This is a genomic window from Nocardia sp. NPDC058705 (genome assembly GCF_042749305.1).
In the GTDB taxonomy this organism is placed as follows: domain Bacteria; phylum Actinomycetota; class Actinomycetes; order Mycobacteriales; family Mycobacteriaceae; genus Nocardia.
Genome location: NZ_JBHYRN010000020.1, coordinates 40,491 through 55,667 on the forward strand (window position 1 = coordinate 40,491; position 15,177 = coordinate 55,667).

At 63.9% G+C, this 15,177-nt stretch carries 20 protein-coding genes; 6 read left to right on the forward strand and 14 right to left on the reverse strand.

The window, feature by feature from the left end; genetic code table 11:
- Positions 1–10: 10 nt before the first annotated feature.
- The 9 genes from ACFW6D_RS21730 to ACFW6D_RS21770 form a co-directional block, all read right to left on the reverse strand.
- Complete coding sequence (locus ACFW6D_RS21730) at positions 11–523, reverse strand: hypothetical protein (RefSeq protein ID WP_379330792.1); 513 nt, start codon at positions 521–523, stop codon at positions 11–13.
- Between the two features lie 172 nt (positions 524–695).
- Positions 696–1,103 carry a DUF6188 family protein gene (locus ACFW6D_RS21735; RefSeq protein ID WP_379330794.1) on the reverse strand — a complete coding sequence of 136 codons (408 nt, stop codon included), beginning with the start codon at positions 1,101–1,103 and terminating at the stop codon, positions 696–698.
- Complete coding sequence (locus ACFW6D_RS21740) at positions 1,072–2,358, reverse strand: hypothetical protein (protein WP_379330795.1); 1,287 nt, start codon at positions 2,356–2,358, stop codon at positions 1,072–1,074. Before ACFW6D_RS21740 ends, ACFW6D_RS21735 begins: the two co-directional genes overlap by 32 nt.
- Positions 2,355–2,657 carry a WXG100 family type VII secretion target gene (locus tag ACFW6D_RS21745; protein WP_379330797.1) on the reverse strand — a complete coding sequence of 101 codons (303 nt, stop codon included), beginning with the start codon at positions 2,655–2,657 and terminating at the stop codon, positions 2,355–2,357. The genes ACFW6D_RS21740 and ACFW6D_RS21745 overlap by 4 nt, the downstream gene beginning before the upstream one ends.
- A gap of 31 nt (positions 2,658–2,688) precedes the next feature.
- The gene (locus ACFW6D_RS21750; RefSeq protein WP_379330799.1) at positions 2,689–3,006 is read right to left on the reverse strand and encodes a WXG100 family type VII secretion target; all 318 of its coding nucleotides are present in this window, start codon (positions 3,004–3,006) and stop codon (positions 2,689–2,691) included.
- 163 nt (positions 3,007–3,169) lie between these two features.
- Positions 3,170–3,931: an FAD-binding oxidoreductase gene (locus ACFW6D_RS21755; RefSeq protein ID WP_379330801.1), complete on the reverse strand. Its 762-nt coding sequence runs from the start codon at positions 3,929–3,931 to the stop codon at positions 3,170–3,172.
- Positions 3,932–3,951: 20 nt separating this feature from the next.
- On the reverse strand, positions 3,952–5,109 hold the full coding sequence (locus ACFW6D_RS21760) for an FAD-binding oxidoreductase (RefSeq protein WP_379330803.1): 1,158 nt from the start codon (positions 5,107–5,109) through the stop codon (positions 3,952–3,954).
- Between the two features lie 232 nt (positions 5,110–5,341).
- Positions 5,342–5,677: a helix-turn-helix domain-containing protein gene (locus ACFW6D_RS21765; RefSeq protein ID WP_379330805.1), complete on the reverse strand. Its 336-nt coding sequence runs from the start codon at positions 5,675–5,677 to the stop codon at positions 5,342–5,344.
- A complete protein-coding gene (locus ACFW6D_RS21770; protein WP_379330807.1) occupies positions 5,674–6,048 on the reverse strand; it encodes a type II toxin-antitoxin system RelE/ParE family toxin in 375 nt (124 codons plus the stop codon). The genes ACFW6D_RS21765 and ACFW6D_RS21770 overlap by 4 nt, the downstream gene beginning before the upstream one ends.
- Before the next feature lie 89 nt (positions 6,049–6,137).
- Here ACFW6D_RS21770 and ACFW6D_RS21775 point away from each other — a divergent pair, with 89 nt between their 5' ends.
- Positions 6,138–6,716 carry a DapH/DapD/GlmU-related protein gene (locus tag ACFW6D_RS21775; RefSeq protein WP_379330809.1) on the forward strand — a complete coding sequence of 193 codons (579 nt, stop codon included), beginning with the start codon at positions 6,138–6,140 and terminating at the stop codon, positions 6,714–6,716.
- 114 nt (positions 6,717–6,830) lie between these two features.
- Here the strand turns inward: ACFW6D_RS21775 and ACFW6D_RS21780 are convergent, their stop codons facing one another.
- Entirely contained in the window at positions 6,831–7,196 is a 366-nt protein-coding gene (locus tag ACFW6D_RS21780; protein ID WP_379330811.1) for a hypothetical protein, read from the reverse strand.
- Positions 7,197–7,284: 88 nt separating this feature from the next.
- On the opposite strand from ACFW6D_RS21780, the gene ACFW6D_RS21785 reads away from it, so the two are divergent.
- From ACFW6D_RS21785 to ACFW6D_RS21800, 4 genes are read left to right on the forward strand one after another with little or no spacing between them, the layout of a single operon-like run.
- The gene (locus tag ACFW6D_RS21785; RefSeq protein WP_379330813.1) at positions 7,285–7,809 is read left to right on the forward strand and encodes a DUF3558 domain-containing protein; all 525 of its coding nucleotides are present in this window, start codon (positions 7,285–7,287) and stop codon (positions 7,807–7,809) included.
- Between the two features lie 14 nt (positions 7,810–7,823).
- Complete coding sequence (locus tag ACFW6D_RS21790) at positions 7,824–8,201, forward strand: hypothetical protein (protein WP_379330815.1); 378 nt, start codon at positions 7,824–7,826, stop codon at positions 8,199–8,201.
- Complete coding sequence (locus ACFW6D_RS21795) at positions 8,202–9,506, forward strand: hypothetical protein (RefSeq protein ID WP_379330817.1); 1,305 nt, start codon at positions 8,202–8,204, stop codon at positions 9,504–9,506.
- A gap of 32 nt (positions 9,507–9,538) precedes the next feature.
- Positions 9,539–10,297 (forward strand): ESX secretion-associated protein EspG, encoded by a 759-nt coding sequence (locus ACFW6D_RS21800; protein ID WP_379330819.1) that lies wholly within the window; start codon positions 9,539–9,541, stop codon positions 10,295–10,297.
- 62 nt (positions 10,298–10,359) lie between these two features.
- Here the strand turns inward: ACFW6D_RS21800 and ACFW6D_RS21805 are convergent, their stop codons facing one another.
- The 4 genes from ACFW6D_RS21805 to ACFW6D_RS21820 form a co-directional block, all read right to left on the reverse strand.
- A complete protein-coding gene (locus tag ACFW6D_RS21805) occupies positions 10,360–10,527 on the reverse strand; it encodes a hypothetical protein (protein WP_379330821.1) in 168 nt (55 codons plus the stop codon).
- A 97-nt stretch (positions 10,528–10,624) separates the two neighbouring features.
- Positions 10,625–11,524, reverse strand: coding sequence for an Rpn family recombination-promoting nuclease/putative transposase (locus ACFW6D_RS21810; protein WP_379330823.1), 900 nt, complete (start codon positions 11,522–11,524; stop codon positions 10,625–10,627).
- 117 nt (positions 11,525–11,641) lie between these two features.
- Entirely contained in the window at positions 11,642–12,040 is a 399-nt protein-coding gene (locus ACFW6D_RS21815; protein ID WP_379330825.1) for a hypothetical protein, read from the reverse strand.
- A gap of 28 nt (positions 12,041–12,068) precedes the next feature.
- Positions 12,069–14,564, reverse strand: a complete 2,496-nt coding sequence (locus ACFW6D_RS21820; protein WP_379330826.1) for a hypothetical protein — start codon at positions 14,562–14,564, stop codon at positions 12,069–12,071.
- 229 nt (positions 14,565–14,793) lie between these two features.
- Here ACFW6D_RS21820 and ACFW6D_RS21825 point away from each other — a divergent pair, with 229 nt between their 5' ends.
- Positions 14,794–15,060, forward strand: coding sequence for a hypothetical protein (locus ACFW6D_RS21825; RefSeq protein ID WP_379330828.1), 267 nt, complete (start codon positions 14,794–14,796; stop codon positions 15,058–15,060).
- Positions 15,061–15,177 lie beyond the last annotated feature (117 nt).

The following is a 15,177-nucleotide window of genomic DNA, read 5'->3' on the forward strand; positions in this document are numbered from 1 at the left end:
TCGTCGGCGCTCACATCCTGATCGATCCGATCGTCGGCGGCCTCGAACTCATCGTCGAGGCAGATCCTTCTCCGCCACCTGCGGACCAGCCCTTCAGCCCGGCACCGTTGGGTCGCGGCGTCTCTGGAAAGCGCAGGACCAGCAGGTCTTCCAGCCCCACCAGCGCGTTGTCGCTGAGAAGTTCTCGCATCGATTCCGCGATGTCGATGACTGGCTTCTCGCCGCTGGCATCCAATTCGTAGAGTCGGTAGGCGATGTAATCGGCGTCGGGGTCATCGCGTCGACGCCCCAGAACGTCGAGCACACGCGCAAGTCCACTGTCCCCGCCGTATCGGACAAGGACGTCAGCAGCATCGATCTCCATGGTGACAATGTCATCGTCCAGCATTTCGACAAGCCTGGCTCGCGCCTCGGGCTCAGCGATCAGGAGGCCGAGGTCGGGGATCGCACCCACGCGCGTCGAGCTATGTTCGCTGCGCGACCGCGTCAGGGCGTCGTTCAACCGGGAGTTGTGTGTCGCCATCGCAAGAAGATAATCGGATCACGCGGCAACTCTGACATCCGATGCATCCCGCGCTCTGAACCACCGCTCCAGTTCGAGACCGCCGAGCGACTCCCCCTGCCGACCAGCATGGGGCCGCGGATCTTGCCAGTTGCGCCGTCGACGTTCGCTCCGATCGACTCTCCCTCATCGACTATTGCGGATCCCATACAGTCAGTTTTCCGCCCGGTGTGCATACAACGCGAAATCCATCCGATCCCACTATCCACCATGACTCATAGTCGGGATCGGACATGAACGACACAGAGGCGCCAGAATCGAACCCAATGACGAGTGTTCCGCCAGGGCGCGTTGATGCAGTAGTGACTACGCCCCCGTCCATTACCCCTGTGAGTTCCTCAGCGATTGAGGCGGGATCGTCGGCATTCCATTCAGCGCCCTGCCCATTCAGTGCTCTGACAGAAGACTCGGCCATAAGGGTATATCTCTGGTCCCCGATGTCCACAGTGAATATTGGAGATGATGAGAGCACTCGTGAAACGAGCCCCTCGATCGGGAGTTTCATAGATTTACCATCCTGTCGGTAGTTTAAAGGATCCATCTGGTTCGAGCTCGAAATGAGTTTCTGCTTTAGACCCGGGCTTGCCGTCCAGCTTTACAGGTTGCTGATGTGAGTTTGTAAATTTTACATACCCGTTGGGGTACCGTTGGGTTGGTGCCATTATTCGGATGGTGTCTGCATCGCCGGTAGAGCCTGGCTTCTGCCATACGGTGCCATCGCCTCGGGCAGGTGTCGATGTCCACCCTGCGGGAATTTCGCTGGGCCGACTGCCGGTTTGCCAGGGCTTCTTAGGGCCAACCTTGCCCCGCACCCAGCTGCCTAATCGGTCAAACAGGTCCTTGACGGCTTTCCATGCCTTTGCTGCGGAATTCTTCACATCATCCGCTATTCCTGCGAGCTGCTTGACTTTTCTGAGTCGCCAAGCTTTTACAGCATCCTTGATTCTGTCGGACCATTTTGCAGCCGATGCGGCAGCCTTCGCCCCTGCGAGCATAGTTCCCGGGCCAGGTGCGAGGCAGGATGCGATCACAATAAAGGTAAGATCTAGTGCTGCATCCGCAACGATATCGTTGATGAAGCCATTTACCTGTTCGCGGAGCTCTTTGATCGAATCAATGTAGTCGGTACATGCCTTGCTGAGCTGGTTGCATAGGCTGAGCAATTCGCCGATTGAGGTTTCGATCGTTTTCAGATCTTCACGGACCTGGTTGGCGTCGGCGGAGGTGACTCCGTCGAAGAGGCTCGCTGCGATCGTGATCTTGTCTTTGGCGTTGGTGTTCACGTACACCCTACCGAGCCGGTCCCATGCGTCAGCGGCTTTGGCGAGGGTGTCGGTATCGCCATCGGGGAGTGGACAGTTGATGGCGTCGAGGACATCGATGGCGGTTTGTGCGAGACCTTCGGGAGTTCCACCTGCCGCTGACGCGGGCAGTCGGTACGGTCCCAGGGTGGCGGTCGATGCTGCGTCCGCAGGTCGATCCGGCTGGGTCGTGCCGTGGATCGTGGCGTCGGATTTGGCGTGCTCGAAGCCGATGTCGTTCAGGGCGGTGCCGTAGGCGCGCAGGGTTTGGTAGGTCTGTGCGAAGAAGGCGGTCGCGTCTTGGGCTGATTGGTCGTAGGACTTCGCCCATGCTCGACCGTCTTCGTCTTTTCCGGCCATCATGCCGTAGCCGCCGAGCTCGTTGAACACGTACGTGAAGCTGTCGAACAATGCGGCGGCGGAGTCGAAGCAGTTGGTCGCGGCCTGGTAGTAGACCTTGGGATCGACCTCGAGCTTCGTTGCGGGCGGGCTCATACGCCCAGGATCTTCAGCGTGGTGGTGCCAGCCTCGGTGTAGCTCTGGTGCGCGGTCTTCGCGGCCGATTCCAGCGCGGTCAGCCCGTCTTGCATGTCAGTGACCCCGGCTCGCCACTCCGTGTGCGCTTCGTTGTAGGCGGCGGCTACGGCTCCCGACCAGTTGTCATCGACTTCCTTCGCCTTGGCGTCTAGCGCGGTCAGTACGTCGGCAACGGCTGTCAGGTATCCCCGCATCCGTGTGGTCAGTTGGTCGAGTTGGTCGAGATCGACAGAGAATGCGGGTGTGTCGTCAGTCATCAAACGTCCTGATTCGAGATCTTCGGGCAGGTCAGGGTAGGTCGAGTGAACTGAGCCCCGAGGCATTCGATTGGTCGGTCGCGACGAGAGTTTCGGCGGTGATGCCGAGCTTCTCGGCCAGCTCGAAGAGAGCGTCCCACACCTGATCGGCGCCGGAGTGGAACTCATTCCACCCGGCGGTGAAGGTGCTGGCGTTGTTGCCGCGCCAGCTGTCGATCGTTATCTGGGCATCTGTCGCCAACGACCGATATCCACTTTGACACTCCGATGCAACTCGATAAGCCAACCGCCCCAACGCCTTGACCTCGTCAGGTACGACAGACAAGTTGAACGGGTCTTCCGCAGCCATCAACTCCCCCTCGAACTACCCTGCAACCGGTGCTGTCAGCTGCAGATCCTTCGCACTCTACTGGAGAGTAACTCCAGCCAGTGGCGGCAGCAAAGAGAGAGTGGGCGAGCCCGGCGGGTGAACTGCGTCGGCTTCGTAGTGGCGCTTCTTCAGAACGCAGCCTTCAGGCCCCTTCGGAAATGATGTTGGCCGGGGGAGTACCGGATTCGATCAGACGGTCGACGGTGGTGCGAACCATCGCAGGCGAACCACACACCAGCACTTGATGTTTGGTGAACGGACCATGCGCGGCAGCCACATCGGCAAGCGTCCCGTGCAACATCTCCTCGAGCCCGAAACCGATGTCCTCCGAACGAGTCTGCTCGTGCCATTCATCCCGCACCGCAGGATCATCCGGACTCTCCACAACGGGAATCACCGAAAGCCAAGGCAATTCGCCCGACAGCAGGAAAAGCATGTCGTTGGCATAGAGATCACGCGGCGACCGCCCACCGAAGAACAGATAGGTGCGCGGGGGAGTGTCGCGCCGAGCCAGGTCCAGAATCTGCGCGCGCATCGGCGCCAGCCCGGTCCCCCCGGCGATCATCACCAACTCGACCGCATCGGGATCAACCGCGAAAACCCCATGGGGAGCATTGATTCGCCACTGATCACCCGGTTTGGTGTCGGCGACGATGGAACTCGAACACCACCCGCCCGGCACCGTCCGCACATGGAATTCGAGCTTGCCGTCGAGCGAGGGCGGCAGCGCGGGCGAGAGCCGTCGCCGCACCCCGGGATGCTGTGGCACCTCCACCTCCACCGAGCCCCCCGCCTCGAACGGCACGAAGTCCCCGATCAGCCGGATGACGGCCAGATCGTTGCGCAACCGATGATGACCGACGACGGTCGCAGTCCACGCGGGATCGGGAAACTCGTTGCTCATCAGTCTCTTTCGCAGCAGGGTCAGACAGGATCGGCAGCGATGATCTCACTGGGTGTACCGGCTCGCAGGAGCGCGTGACGCGTGTTGGCGATCATCGACGGCGATCCCGCGATCTGGATCTGTCGGTCCGACCACGCCCCGAAGCTGGTCACCACCGCACCCAGATTACCGACCAGCCGTCGCGGCATGCCCATCGGCGCCTGCCCCGAATCCTGGGGATACCACCAGGGATTGGAGGCTTCCTCGCACACCGGTACCACGGTCAGCCACGGATTGGACTGGGAGAGCTGCCACATGTTGTCCACGTCGTAGAGGTCGCCCGGGTAGCGCCCGCCGGTGAAGAAGTGCACCCGCGGATTGATCCCGCGCTGACTCATCTCGATCAGCTGCGCCCGCAACGGCGCGATCCCCGTGCCGGAGCCGATCATCAGCACGTCGCGTCCCGATTCCCGATCCACGTATAACCCACCCAGCGGCCCGGCGATCTTCCACCGATCCCCGACCTTGGTGTCGTTGACGATCGCCGGACTTACCCAGCCGCCGCTGATCCGCCGCACATGGAATTCGATCTCGCCATAGGGGTTGGCCGGGATGGCGGGGGAGAAGTAGCGCCACATGTTCGGCCGCTGCGGCACCGCGACCGGCACATACTGCCCGGCCTTGAACGGAATGGGCCCGTCGGCTTGCAGCCGCACGATCGCCAGATCGTCGAGCACCCGCCGATGCCCCACCACGGTCGCGTCCCAGTAAGGCTGCGAGGTGTCCTCGTTCGCCCCGATCGCCATCGACGCCGAGATCAGCAGCGTGATGTCGCGCCAGCCCTCGTCGAGTTCCCTGGTCCAGCGGTTGCCGTGGTAGGTGCGAAGCGCAGCGAGCAGCGCCCGTCCGGCCATGTCGTAGTGGTCGGCTTCCACCCCGTATTTGCGATGGTCGCGGGCGAGTTGCTCGAGGAAGCGTTGCGCGCGCTCGAAGTCCTCGAGATGATCGAGCACGAACTGCACCGCGGTCGTGATCCGCTTGGCCTGCATGTCCATGGCAGGCGGAAACAGCTCACGTAACCGCGGGTCCTGTGCGAACAGGTGACCGTAGAACGCGCTGATCAGCCGCTCGGAACCACCGGGTGTCTCGGCCACCCCGCGGAAATCGGCGCGGACCAGCGCAAGCGAACGCGCATCCACGTCGTCAAGCTCCGTTTCTCTACATTGCTACAAATTGGCCCCGCCCAACGACGGAGCCCTCCCCAGTATCCCCCGAAACCACCATCTCGGTGCAGGGATGCTCGTCACGCCGTACCCAACCGCACGGATCGTAAACGCCCAACCCCCGATCAGCGCGATCTCCGCACCATCGATACGAGTCGGTGATCTTGGTCGGGTGCCGCGTAGCTCGGACCGCTGGTCGACGCGCCGACTAGGCGATGAGGCCGAGGGTCTCCTCGGCTGTGTCGGGGTCCGCGCCGACACTGACCGAAAACCGGACACCAAGCGCCCTGCCGAGTCGGTCCAGCACCGAGAGGGTCGGTACTCCGCCTCCGCCTGCTTCCAGTCGCGACACCGCCGGCTGCGTCATCTGCGCTCGCCGGGCCAGTTCTGTCTGCGACATCCCCAACGCGGTACGTCGCGTGAAAACAGCCCGACCGAGCGCGATTTCGACTCTGGCGATTTCTCTCGCTGCGCGATATTCATCGGTGTCTCGTTTCGCCGCCAAGACAGGATCATCGGCGATTCGATTGTGGGCCTTACTCATTCGACCTCCCTTGCTGTGTCGACGAAGGCGACTACCTTGTCGATGTCATGGTTGACCGAACACAGTTTCTGAGCTTCTTTGGCACGCATCACTTGCAGTCGTTCGTTGTCTCGGGTCTTGCGAAATGTTGTCAGCATGACGACTCTGTTGTTGGACGCAAACCAATACGTCAACCGCATCTCGATCGGGTGCAGATGGATGCGCAGCTCCCACACCCGATCACCCAGTGAGCGGGACAATGGCATGCCGAGGCTGGTTCCTTCCTCGGCAAGTAAGCCGACGACCTCGTCAACTCGAGCCAGCTGAGCCGGAGTCAGCGAACGCAACCACTCGACTACCTCCGGCTCGGCGTAGATCTCGAACAAGGCCATGCATCTTATGGTATATCGGGCGTAATTGATCGGCAATCGACGCCACCCGTTCGAGTACCCGGCGATTCGTAGTGCGTGAGAATCGGAGGATGGCGAGCGACAACTTCATGCCGATCCACGATCCCGAACTGCTGGCCCGGGGCGAACGGGTGCTCGGGACCGAGTTCAGGGCGATGCACGAGCGGGTGCTGCAGGTCAGCGCGTTGACCTCCCGACTCAATCAGCTGCCCTTCGACGATGAGTCCGCGAAGACGGCCCTGCTCGAGGAAATTCTCGGCCGTCCGCTCCCCGCGAAGCTCACCATCTACCCGCCCTTCTACACCGACCACGGCCTGAACCTGGACCTGGCCGAACGCGTGTTCATCAACCAGGGCTGCACGTTCCTCGACTACGCCGGAATCCGCGTGGGCGCGGGCGTGATGATCGGCCCGAAGGCCACCTTCATCACCATGGGCCACCCCGTGGACCCGGAGGAACGCCGCCGATTCCTCACCGGCGCACCGATCGACATCGCCGAGAACGTGTGGATCGGCGCGGGCGCGATGATCCTGCCCGGCGTCAGCATCGGCCGCGACGCGGTGGTCGCCGCGGGCGCGATCGTCGCCGACGACGTTCCGGCGAACAGCCTGGTCACGGGCGACAAAGCGACTGTGCGTCGAAGTTGGTAGTGCCGTTCAGCTATTCGGCTTGTTCCGTCGGCAACGGAACAACGGAATTTCCCGAACACGAACCTGCGTGGACCGTCCCTCGACGCGCTGTCGCACCGCCTGCGCTGAACCGAGTCAGCCGACCACCTTCTGCACGGCCGCCTGCCGAGCCTCCTCACCGACCTCCCCGATCTCGAACCCCTTGCCGACGATGTGCTGGATCAGCGCGGGCTCCGGCGGCAGCCCGTATTTGCGCAGGTAGTACGGCACAGCGCCCGGCCAGACGAACACGCCGTCGGTGTGGAAGTTCAACGGCACGTCGCGCTGGGCGGGGTCGAACTCGTCGGCGTCGAAGCTGCGTGCGCTCAAAACCACCGGCGCGTGCTCGAGGTATGCCAGCACCTGATCCTGGATATCGGAGTCCACCGCAGACCGGTTCACCACCGGTTTGCCCTCGGAATTACGCCCGTCGAACGGCGCGGAAAGTCGAAGTTCGCTCATGTTCTGACAACCTACGCGGCTCCGGCTCGACCCGTTCACCCGTGCTAATGTGCCTGGTCAAGGCAGTACTCGGCCGGAAGGGGTGGGGATGAAACGCGCAGGTACGGCGTTGGTGGTCGCCGGTTTGGCGGTTGTCGGTCTGGTGGGGTGCGACTCGGGGGAGCCGCGATCGAAGGGTCCGACGACGACGGCGAAGCCGGCTCTGTGGAACCCGTGTACGGAGATTTCCGATGCGGCGTTGACGGAGGCGGGGGTGGATCCGACGACGGAGGAGAAGGGTGTCGCGGGCATCCCTCAGTCGGGGTGGGAGATCTGTGGATGGGCTGGGCCTGACTATTCGATCACCGTCTACACGACGAACAAGCCGGTGGCGGACTTCGAACAGAAGCCTGGCAACGTCGACTTCCGGGACGTGACCATCGCGGGTCGTACAGGTCGTGAGTTCAAGGTCACGGGGGCATCGAAAGATCTCGGTTGCGACGTCGTCTTCCCGGCGAGCACGGGCGTCGTCCAGTTGCAGATCTTCAACTCGGCGATCAAGTCGGGGCTCGATGACCCCTGCGCATACCTCGAGCGTGTGGGCGAAGTGCTCGTTCCGCTCTTTCCGAACTGAACCGGGGAGGGTTCATGAGTGAAAACACCGCGTACAGCGCCTTGCTCACGCAGGCCAAGGCAGGCGAGGTCTATCTGAACGACGAAGCCGCGGCCTTCCACATGTTCAAGGCGTGCGATGACCGACTTGCCGACCTGCAAGAGCTCTTGGTTGTCGCCCGCCGGGCCCAGAGCGTCACAGGGTTCGGCGACTTCCAGATCGGCAAGGATCTCGAGAAGAAGTTTCTCCTTCAGGCGACTGGCGACCAGAACTCGATCGATGCCGTGATGAGGAAGGACATCGAGGCCGTTCAACAACTGCGCGAAGTCTTCTCCATCTCCTTCAAACGCATCGCAGGCAAAGACATCGAAAACGCCAACGCCCTCGACTACGTCACCGAGCAGGTGAGCTGAATGACCGGAATGCAGAGCATCAACGGCCTCGACCTGATGAGCAGCCTCCGCAACTTCGTGACGTCCCCGTTCTCCGGCGACGACGGCGAACTCGACAGCTCCGAAATCGCCGACATCCAGAACAAGTACAACTCGCAGCGAGACGACAATCGTAAGAAGGCGGGCGATCTCGGTTTCGACGGCGAGTTCCGTCCGACAGTCGTGACGAAGAACGACCTGTTCGAAGGTACCGTCGCGGAACTGCGCGCCAAGGTCGACAAGATCGATCTGGATGCCGTCGCCAACCTGATCAGCGCGTGGAAGGAAATCTCCACCCGCAACAGCACCTCCCTCGACGAGTTCCGTAAGCAGATAAATCGCGGCATGTCCCCGGACGTCTGGACCGGTTCCGCGGCGAACTCAGCGGCACAAACCGTCGCGGCCTACGACACCACGGGCAAGAAGGTCACCACCGCGGCCGCGCTCACGAGTGCCAAACTCGACGAACTCCGCACCGGCCTCGAACCGACGAAACGCCTTGTCCCGCATGAGCCCGAGCACCGGAGCGGTCTCGAGAACTTCGGCGGCCTCTTCACCGGTCGTGGGTGGCGCAATGATGATGTCGCACAAGCCAATGCGAAAGCCGAAGCCGTCCGCATCCTCCAAACCGTCTATGCCCCAGTGATTTACGAATCCGACACCCGCGTCCCGGTCATCCCGATCCCGAAGACCGTCGACAACAACGGCGGCGAGCCCGAAACCCCCGGTGGCGGAACACAACCCGGAACCCAGGGTTCGACCACCCAGCCCACCACCCAACAGCCGACGACAACCCCCACCACCACAACCCCCGCATCGACTACCCCGACCACCGACCCCGAGGACACCGACACCTCCACCGAAGACTCGACCACTCCCGAATCGACCACCCCCCAGTCGACAGACCCGAGCTCGACAACCCCCGCCTCGACCACCCCGAGCTCAACCCTGCCCGGTTCAGGCTCCCCGTCCGGAACCCCAAGCGGCGCAGGCTCTCCCGGTGGCGGCTCACCGAGCTCACCCGGCTCAGGCTCTCCCGGCGCCGCAGTCCCCGGCAGCCCGACCGCCGCAGGCACCGCGGCAGCCCGCGCGGCAGCCGCGGGCACCGGCGCGGGGGGACGTTCCGGCATGCCCGGCATGATGGGTCCCGGCGCGGGCAAGGGCGGCGGCAACGACGACGAATCCACCAAGGCAATCCCCGACTACCTCATCACTCAGGAACACGGTGACGAACTCACCGGTCTGGACAACTTGCCCAAAACAGTCCCGCCCGTCATCGGTGACTGAGCCGAATCCTGATGGAACAGAGTAGATCTCCCGTGCGAACCTGGCATCTCACCGCCCTCGACTTCCGCACCCTCTGGGAAGCCGCAGGCCGCGACGTCCTCCCGTACCCCCTGCATCACCACCACACCGATGTCGAAACCCAGGCCGAGGTCCTGCGTCTGCGCAGCAAGGCCGCCGAGAACCTGATGGCCGAGTTCGACAGCGACCTCGACCGCGCCATCGCCGCCCTGCTCGCCCCCCACGCCCGCGTCGAGGTGGCGGGCGCGTCGAAGAACGTCAAAACGATCCGGGCCCACGGCGGCACCCGCGACACCTACGCCGCCCTCGCCGTCCAAGCCCCCGGCGACGAGAAGAAACCCGGCGACATCACCCTCCACCTCGTAGCCCCCGAAGCCCTTGCCCCCACCGTCCTCGCCACCCTCCCGAAGGTCGCCCCCGGCAAAGGCCGCGAAATCCGCGTCACCGCAGCAGAACTCGCCGCCCCCCGCCCTCACGTCCGCGACCGCTGGAACCCCACCCCCCGCGAACAACTCGAATCCTTCCTCGCCAAACCCACCACCACCCTCACCCACATCGGCGTCTACGCCCACGCCAGCGTCGACAACCGCCACACCGAAGGCCGCGACGACTTCCAACTCCACGACATCCCCGGCGACGGCCGCTACGTCTTCTACGGCGAAACCACCTTCATAGCCAAACCCACCACCCCCACCCGAATCCGCTCCACCCTCGCCACCATCCTCACCACCACAGCCACCAAGGCCCGCACCGGCACCTACCTCCCCCACTGACCCCGCAACGGTTACGCCACTGGTATCAGACTGAGCGCTGGGTCGAGTCCTGGGTGCGGAGCTCAGTCATCGAGGCGGTCTTCACCGAAGGCCGCATCGATCCCGGCCCGTTCTGCCGCGGAATCTCCCGCTCCGGTGAAGCGCGCGAGCCGCGCCGCGAAGTCGGCCGTCACCACGCTGCGCCGCACCCGAATCGACCGCAGCGCGTCATCCCCCTCGATCGCCATCACAACCCCTTCCTCGGCACGGGCGTACTTGTAGCTGATTCCAGCCTGACTCGCGAGGGTTACGGCCGGAGCGACACCATCGCGTCGGAACCGATGCAGGTCAGTCGAACATCTCGTCGAGGGACACAGCGGTCAGCACCCGCCTGGTCCATGCCCGGAGCTGCTCCGCGTCAGCCGCCTGAATCCGCGTGGTGACCGCGGTCGGCAGTGGCCCGAACTTCACAGTCAACAGGTCCACCAATATCGCCACACGCTCAGTTGAGCGCCCTCGCGCTTCCAGCCGTTCCGCTGTGGTCATCGCAACTTCCTTCGCTCGGGGACCGAGCCGGTCGGTCAAAGGCTGCAGTTCGTCAACGCTGACGTTGTTGACGATGAACAGGTACGTCACCAAAATGTCGAACTCGCGCGTACCCGATGGTCCGTCCAGCAACGCCCGCAACTCGTCAACCACTTCCATGATATCGGAGGCGACGTGCGGATTATCCGGTCCGATCTTGTGCATGATCAACATCAGCCGGGTCGCAGGGGTGAGGTCGCGCGCCCGCAACGCCGCTACGTCCAGAGCGGCGACATCGTCGAGAAGGAACTCGAAACGAGGCAGGTAGCGAAACAACGGATCACGGCTGGAGTTGTCAAGGTCGATCAGGTCGCTGAGCTGGGTGGGAGCGGTCCAACGCAGGCCCGTGTGAGTGCTGTGCACAACCAGCGGGATGACCGCGGGAAGGACTTTCGATTCTGGGTGCTCGTCCAAGTGTCGACGCCAAATGTTGAGCACGTAGCTGAGCATCCGGAATGCCATCAGATGGTCGCTGCACGACTGGTGCTCGATCAGGATGTACAGGTAGGCGCCTCGGTCGTCGATCGTGGTTTGATACAGAACGTCGCTGTACTGCGAACGCAGATCCTCGGTGATGAAGCTACCCGGCACCAACACCATCGCGTCGAAATCGATGCGTGCGGCTAGATCGGCGTCTGACCTCGCTGGCGGCGTCGGCGGCACGACTGAGTACCTCACGGGCATAAGCATCATGCGGGTTCGACGGCTTCTTCGTCATGGCGAGAAGCTACCGACTGGGTCGACAACCGTTCGATCAGATCCGTCAGGACGGCGTCCGATTCACATGTATAAACCCTTCGCCCGCAGGATCTCCACGACTCGCTTGTTGTGGGCAGCACGGCGCTCCCGCTCTTGCCTGGCCTGTTCGGGATCGTCGAAGTGTCGGTGAACCAGGATGAGATTCTCCAGCGGTGTGATCGAGCCGTCCTCGCGGATCCGGCAATGCGAAGAGGTTTCCCCGTCATTCCCCTCTTTATAGAAGTCGAGGAAGTAGCCGCTCTCATCGTGCTCGGCGCGGACACGAATCCGCTCGCGCGATGAGCCGTCTGGTGCGACCAACCCTATCCGTATCCCCATCGGCAGTGGATCCGGGAATGCGGCGATGTGGGTCGTCCGCGTGGCCAAGGCCGTGACGAAGGTATCCCGCGCATGATCGGGCACCACTTCTTCCGACGTCATGTATTTCTCCTAATGTCCCTGGCTACTTTCACGGCGTCGCTGCGCTTGGCGGCCCGGCTGATCCGACGACATGGAGCTCGATAACGTAGCCCGTCGTTCCGTCCGGCAACACGTGCGGGGTCACACTTTCGACCCGCACAACCCTACCGGCCGGCAACAGCAGCTCCCGGCCAGGATTAGGCGGATCCTTATAGTGCAGCCCGTCGGCGAAGTCGGATATGTCATAAGCCACGCCACCTCGGACCTCGAACAGGATGTTCTCCCCCGGCTCCTCCCACCACGTCCCGCCGACCTCCCCAGCGACCGAGGTGAATGCATTCCAGTCGATGACGGCATCCTCGGTGTACCTCGCGAGGAAACCTGGAAGATCCCCAGGGTCGATGGACAGCGACCTGAACAGCTCGGGTACAGCCGCCGGTGGGAGCTTACTCAGGGAGTCGTTGACTGCTTGCTGTAGTTCGGCGACGGAGTCGACGTCCGTGTCGTTGCGCAGTCGGCGGTTGAGTTCCTCGTAGTAGAGCTTGGTTGTGTACAGGTCGATGACGAGTACATCGCCGTGGGGGATGCCGTACTGGCGGGCCAAGCCCTCGAGGTCGGGCAGGTAGCGCTGGCGGCTGCGGTCGTTGTGGTTGTCGACGATGTACGCCACGGCGACTTCCCTGCTTACGCCGAACTTCGCCAGTGCGTTGATCAGCTTGTCAGGCACGATCGCGTCGACCTCGGCGAAGGTGACGTCGCGACGCGGCACCGCAGCCGGGTCGGCATGCTCACCACGCAGTGGCAGTCCCTCGTTGTCGGTACGCGCAGGCGGAGGGCGTCGCAGGCCGATCTCGTCGGCGACCGAGTTGACATCGAGGCCCGCCCTGGACATCAACGCGCGGCGTTCCATGGCTGGCCCGTCATTGCGCAGGACCTGCTTGCCATCCCGCAGCACTCCCGCGTCCTCCAACTCGGCACGCAGCTTCGCTCTGGTAACCGCGGGGTCGATACCTGGTCGGTTCAGGTCATCGCGGAGCCCCTCGATGCGCTCGATGCGCTCGACGTCGGCGCGGGTGAGTTCCCGCGCCGGGCTGTTCGAGGTCAGCGCGTCACGGCCACCTGTGCGGAGCCGCGCCTCGTCGCGAATCTGCTGCGCGTGTGGGTCGAGGGATCGACCGCGCGCGCCGGTCGGGGCTGCTCGACTTACTGCTGTTGTTGGGTCGAGCTTCGTTGTTCGGGAACCCGGTACCGCGGAGTTGGTGTCTGCGGTTGTAGTGCCGTTGGGGTGGTGGGTGTGCCACTGCCCGTCGGGAGGCACGCGGGGGCTGCGGGTGCCGTCGGGGTTGGTGATGGTGCTGGCGCTGAAGACGTTTCCGTTGGCGTCGGTCCAGGCGGCTTGGGTGGGGGCTAGGACTTCGACGCCCAGGTGTTGGGCGAGGCGGTCGGCGAAGCCGTTGGTGGAGGCGTCGCAGCCGATTAGGCGGATGGGGGATACGCCGTCCCAGCCGGAGCGGCGGAGGAGGTCGCCGTATTGCTCGGGGGTGAGGGGTTGGCCGCCGATGATGGCATGGCCGTCGGGGGTTATGTGGGTGTCGGCGGTGAAGCGGTTGGGGTCGGCGGGGACTCGGTGGGGGAGGTCGCCCATGGTGGGGTCGCCGCGGTGGTGGGAGACGCCGGCGGGGGTTTGTTCGGCGTGGTTGTTGTGGATGGCGTCGAGGTCGACTGGGGGGTTGGTGTCGAGGTCAGGGGTGGTTTCTGGGTTTGTGTCGGTGGTGGGGGTTACGGTGCTGTCGGGGTTGGTGTTCGGGGACGTGTGCTGGTCGGCCCAGGAGGGGATTGTGGTTCGGGCCAGGTCGGCTCGGGAGATGTCGGAGCCGAGGCGGTGTAGGTCGTCGGGGGTGAGGGTGGGGTTGTCGCGTGGGGGGAGGCCGAGGTTGGTGCGGACTGTGTTGGCGAGGTCGGTGAGGGTGGGGGTGGTGTCCGCGTTGATGGTGAGGTCGGCTGTGGAGGGGTTGGTGGTGGGGACGACGTCGACCATGAGCCAGTCGCCGAGGGGGAATTGGTGACCCTGGTTGAAGGCGATGTCGGTGGCTGTTTGGGCGTTGTCGGCGACGGTGTCGATGGCGGTGGGAGGGGTTGTGGGAGAGCCGGTTACGGCGACGGTGAGGCGGACGACTCGGACCGGTTGGGCGAAGGTGTTGGGGTAGTCGGCGGCTTGGTAGGGGCGACCGGTGGGTGGGTTTACTTGGAGGGCTTGGTTATTGGCGGGGGTGACGGGGCGTAGGGATTCGCGGGCCTGGCGGGCCTGTTTGGCGGCCTCGCGTGACTGGGGGGTGAGGAGTGGGTCTGTCGGGGGAGTCGTGGTTGCCGGTGTGGGGTTCGAGGCCGGTGTGGTTTCGGGGGACAGTGGGTCCGTTGTGGGGGTCGTATCAGCGGGTGTTGTTGGATCAGGCTGTCCAGCTGGCTGATTCGTTGTCGCTGAGGGGGCGTTGCCGTTGCGACGGTTCGATGGAGGGATCGACGAGGTGGGGGCCGAAGTGGGCACCGTGTTCGGTGTCGCGGAGGAGTGGCCGGGTGGCGGCGTGCTCGGGGTTGTCGGTCGCGCGGTGGGCGGCGGTGCCGTGTGAGTCGTTGGGTTGGTGCTTGTGGATGAGTGTGGATTGCTCGGTGTCGCCGGGTTAGTTGTCGAGGGTTGGGTGCGCGGCGTCGCGGGCGTGAGGCCTGTGGATGGTTGGGGATTGTTCGGGCCGGTCGACTGAGGGCTGGTGGGCCAAGTGCCGGACGGTTGGGTGCTGGTCGACTGGGGGCCGGGAGATTGGGCAGTGGGGGTTGTCGGCCTGGGGGTTGTGGATGGTTGGGGAGTGTTCGCGGACGGCGATTGGTGCACGCCAGGGGTGATCGGCGCGCTGATGGGTGGGGTCGACGGCGTCGCGTTGGCAGGTGTTGAGGTGGGCGTTGTGGTGAGCGGTGTCGCGGTGGGCGCCGGGCCGGGTGCTGTGGCGGTGGTGGCAGCGGCGGTTGTCGATGGATCTGTTTGTTGAGGCTGGCGGGTGGTGTCGCCGGGGGATTGGGTTGTCGGTGCTGTCGGTGCGCTGGCGGTCGGGGTGCCTGGCTGCGGGGTCGTTCCTGGTGTGGACGGTGCGGAGGACGTGGGGCTG

Coding starts and splice junctions, on each gene's coding strand:
- ACFW6D_RS21730 (WP_379330792.1), bottom strand. CDS start 523: ATGGCGACACACAACTCCCGGTTGAACGACGCCCTGACGCGGTCGCGC.
- ACFW6D_RS21735 (WP_379330794.1), bottom strand. CDS start 1,103: ATGGATCCTTTAAACTACCGACAGGATGGTAAATCTATGAAACTCCCG.
- ACFW6D_RS21740 (WP_379330795.1), bottom strand. CDS start 2,358: ATGAGCCCGCCCGCAACGAAGCTCGAGGTCGATCCCAAGGTCTACTAC.
- ACFW6D_RS21745 (WP_379330797.1), bottom strand. CDS start 2,657: ATGACTGACGACACACCCGCATTCTCTGTCGATCTCGACCAACTCGAC.
- ACFW6D_RS21750 (WP_379330799.1), bottom strand. CDS start 3,006: ATGGCTGCGGAAGACCCGTTCAACTTGTCTGTCGTACCTGACGAGGTC.
- ACFW6D_RS21755 (WP_379330801.1), bottom strand. CDS start 3,931: ATGAGCAACGAGTTTCCCGATCCCGCGTGGACTGCGACCGTCGTCGGT.
- ACFW6D_RS21765 (WP_379330805.1), bottom strand. CDS start 5,677: ATGAGTAAGGCCCACAATCGAATCGCCGATGATCCTGTCTTGGCGGCG.
- ACFW6D_RS21770 (WP_379330807.1), bottom strand. CDS start 6,048: ATGGCCTTGTTCGAGATCTACGCCGAGCCGGAGGTAGTCGAGTGGTTG.
- ACFW6D_RS21775 (WP_379330809.1), top strand. CDS start 6,138: ATGGCGAGCGACAACTTCATGCCGATCCACGATCCCGAACTGCTGGCC.
- ACFW6D_RS21780 (WP_379330811.1), bottom strand. CDS start 7,196: ATGAGCGAACTTCGACTTTCCGCGCCGTTCGACGGGCGTAATTCCGAG.
- ACFW6D_RS21785 (WP_379330813.1), top strand. CDS start 7,285: ATGAAACGCGCAGGTACGGCGTTGGTGGTCGCCGGTTTGGCGGTTGTC.
- ACFW6D_RS21790 (WP_379330815.1), top strand. CDS start 7,824: ATGAGTGAAAACACCGCGTACAGCGCCTTGCTCACGCAGGCCAAGGCA.
- ACFW6D_RS21795 (WP_379330817.1), top strand. CDS start 8,202: ATGACCGGAATGCAGAGCATCAACGGCCTCGACCTGATGAGCAGCCTC.
- ACFW6D_RS21815 (WP_379330825.1), bottom strand. CDS start 12,040: ATGACGTCGGAAGAAGTGGTGCCCGATCATGCGCGGGATACCTTCGTC.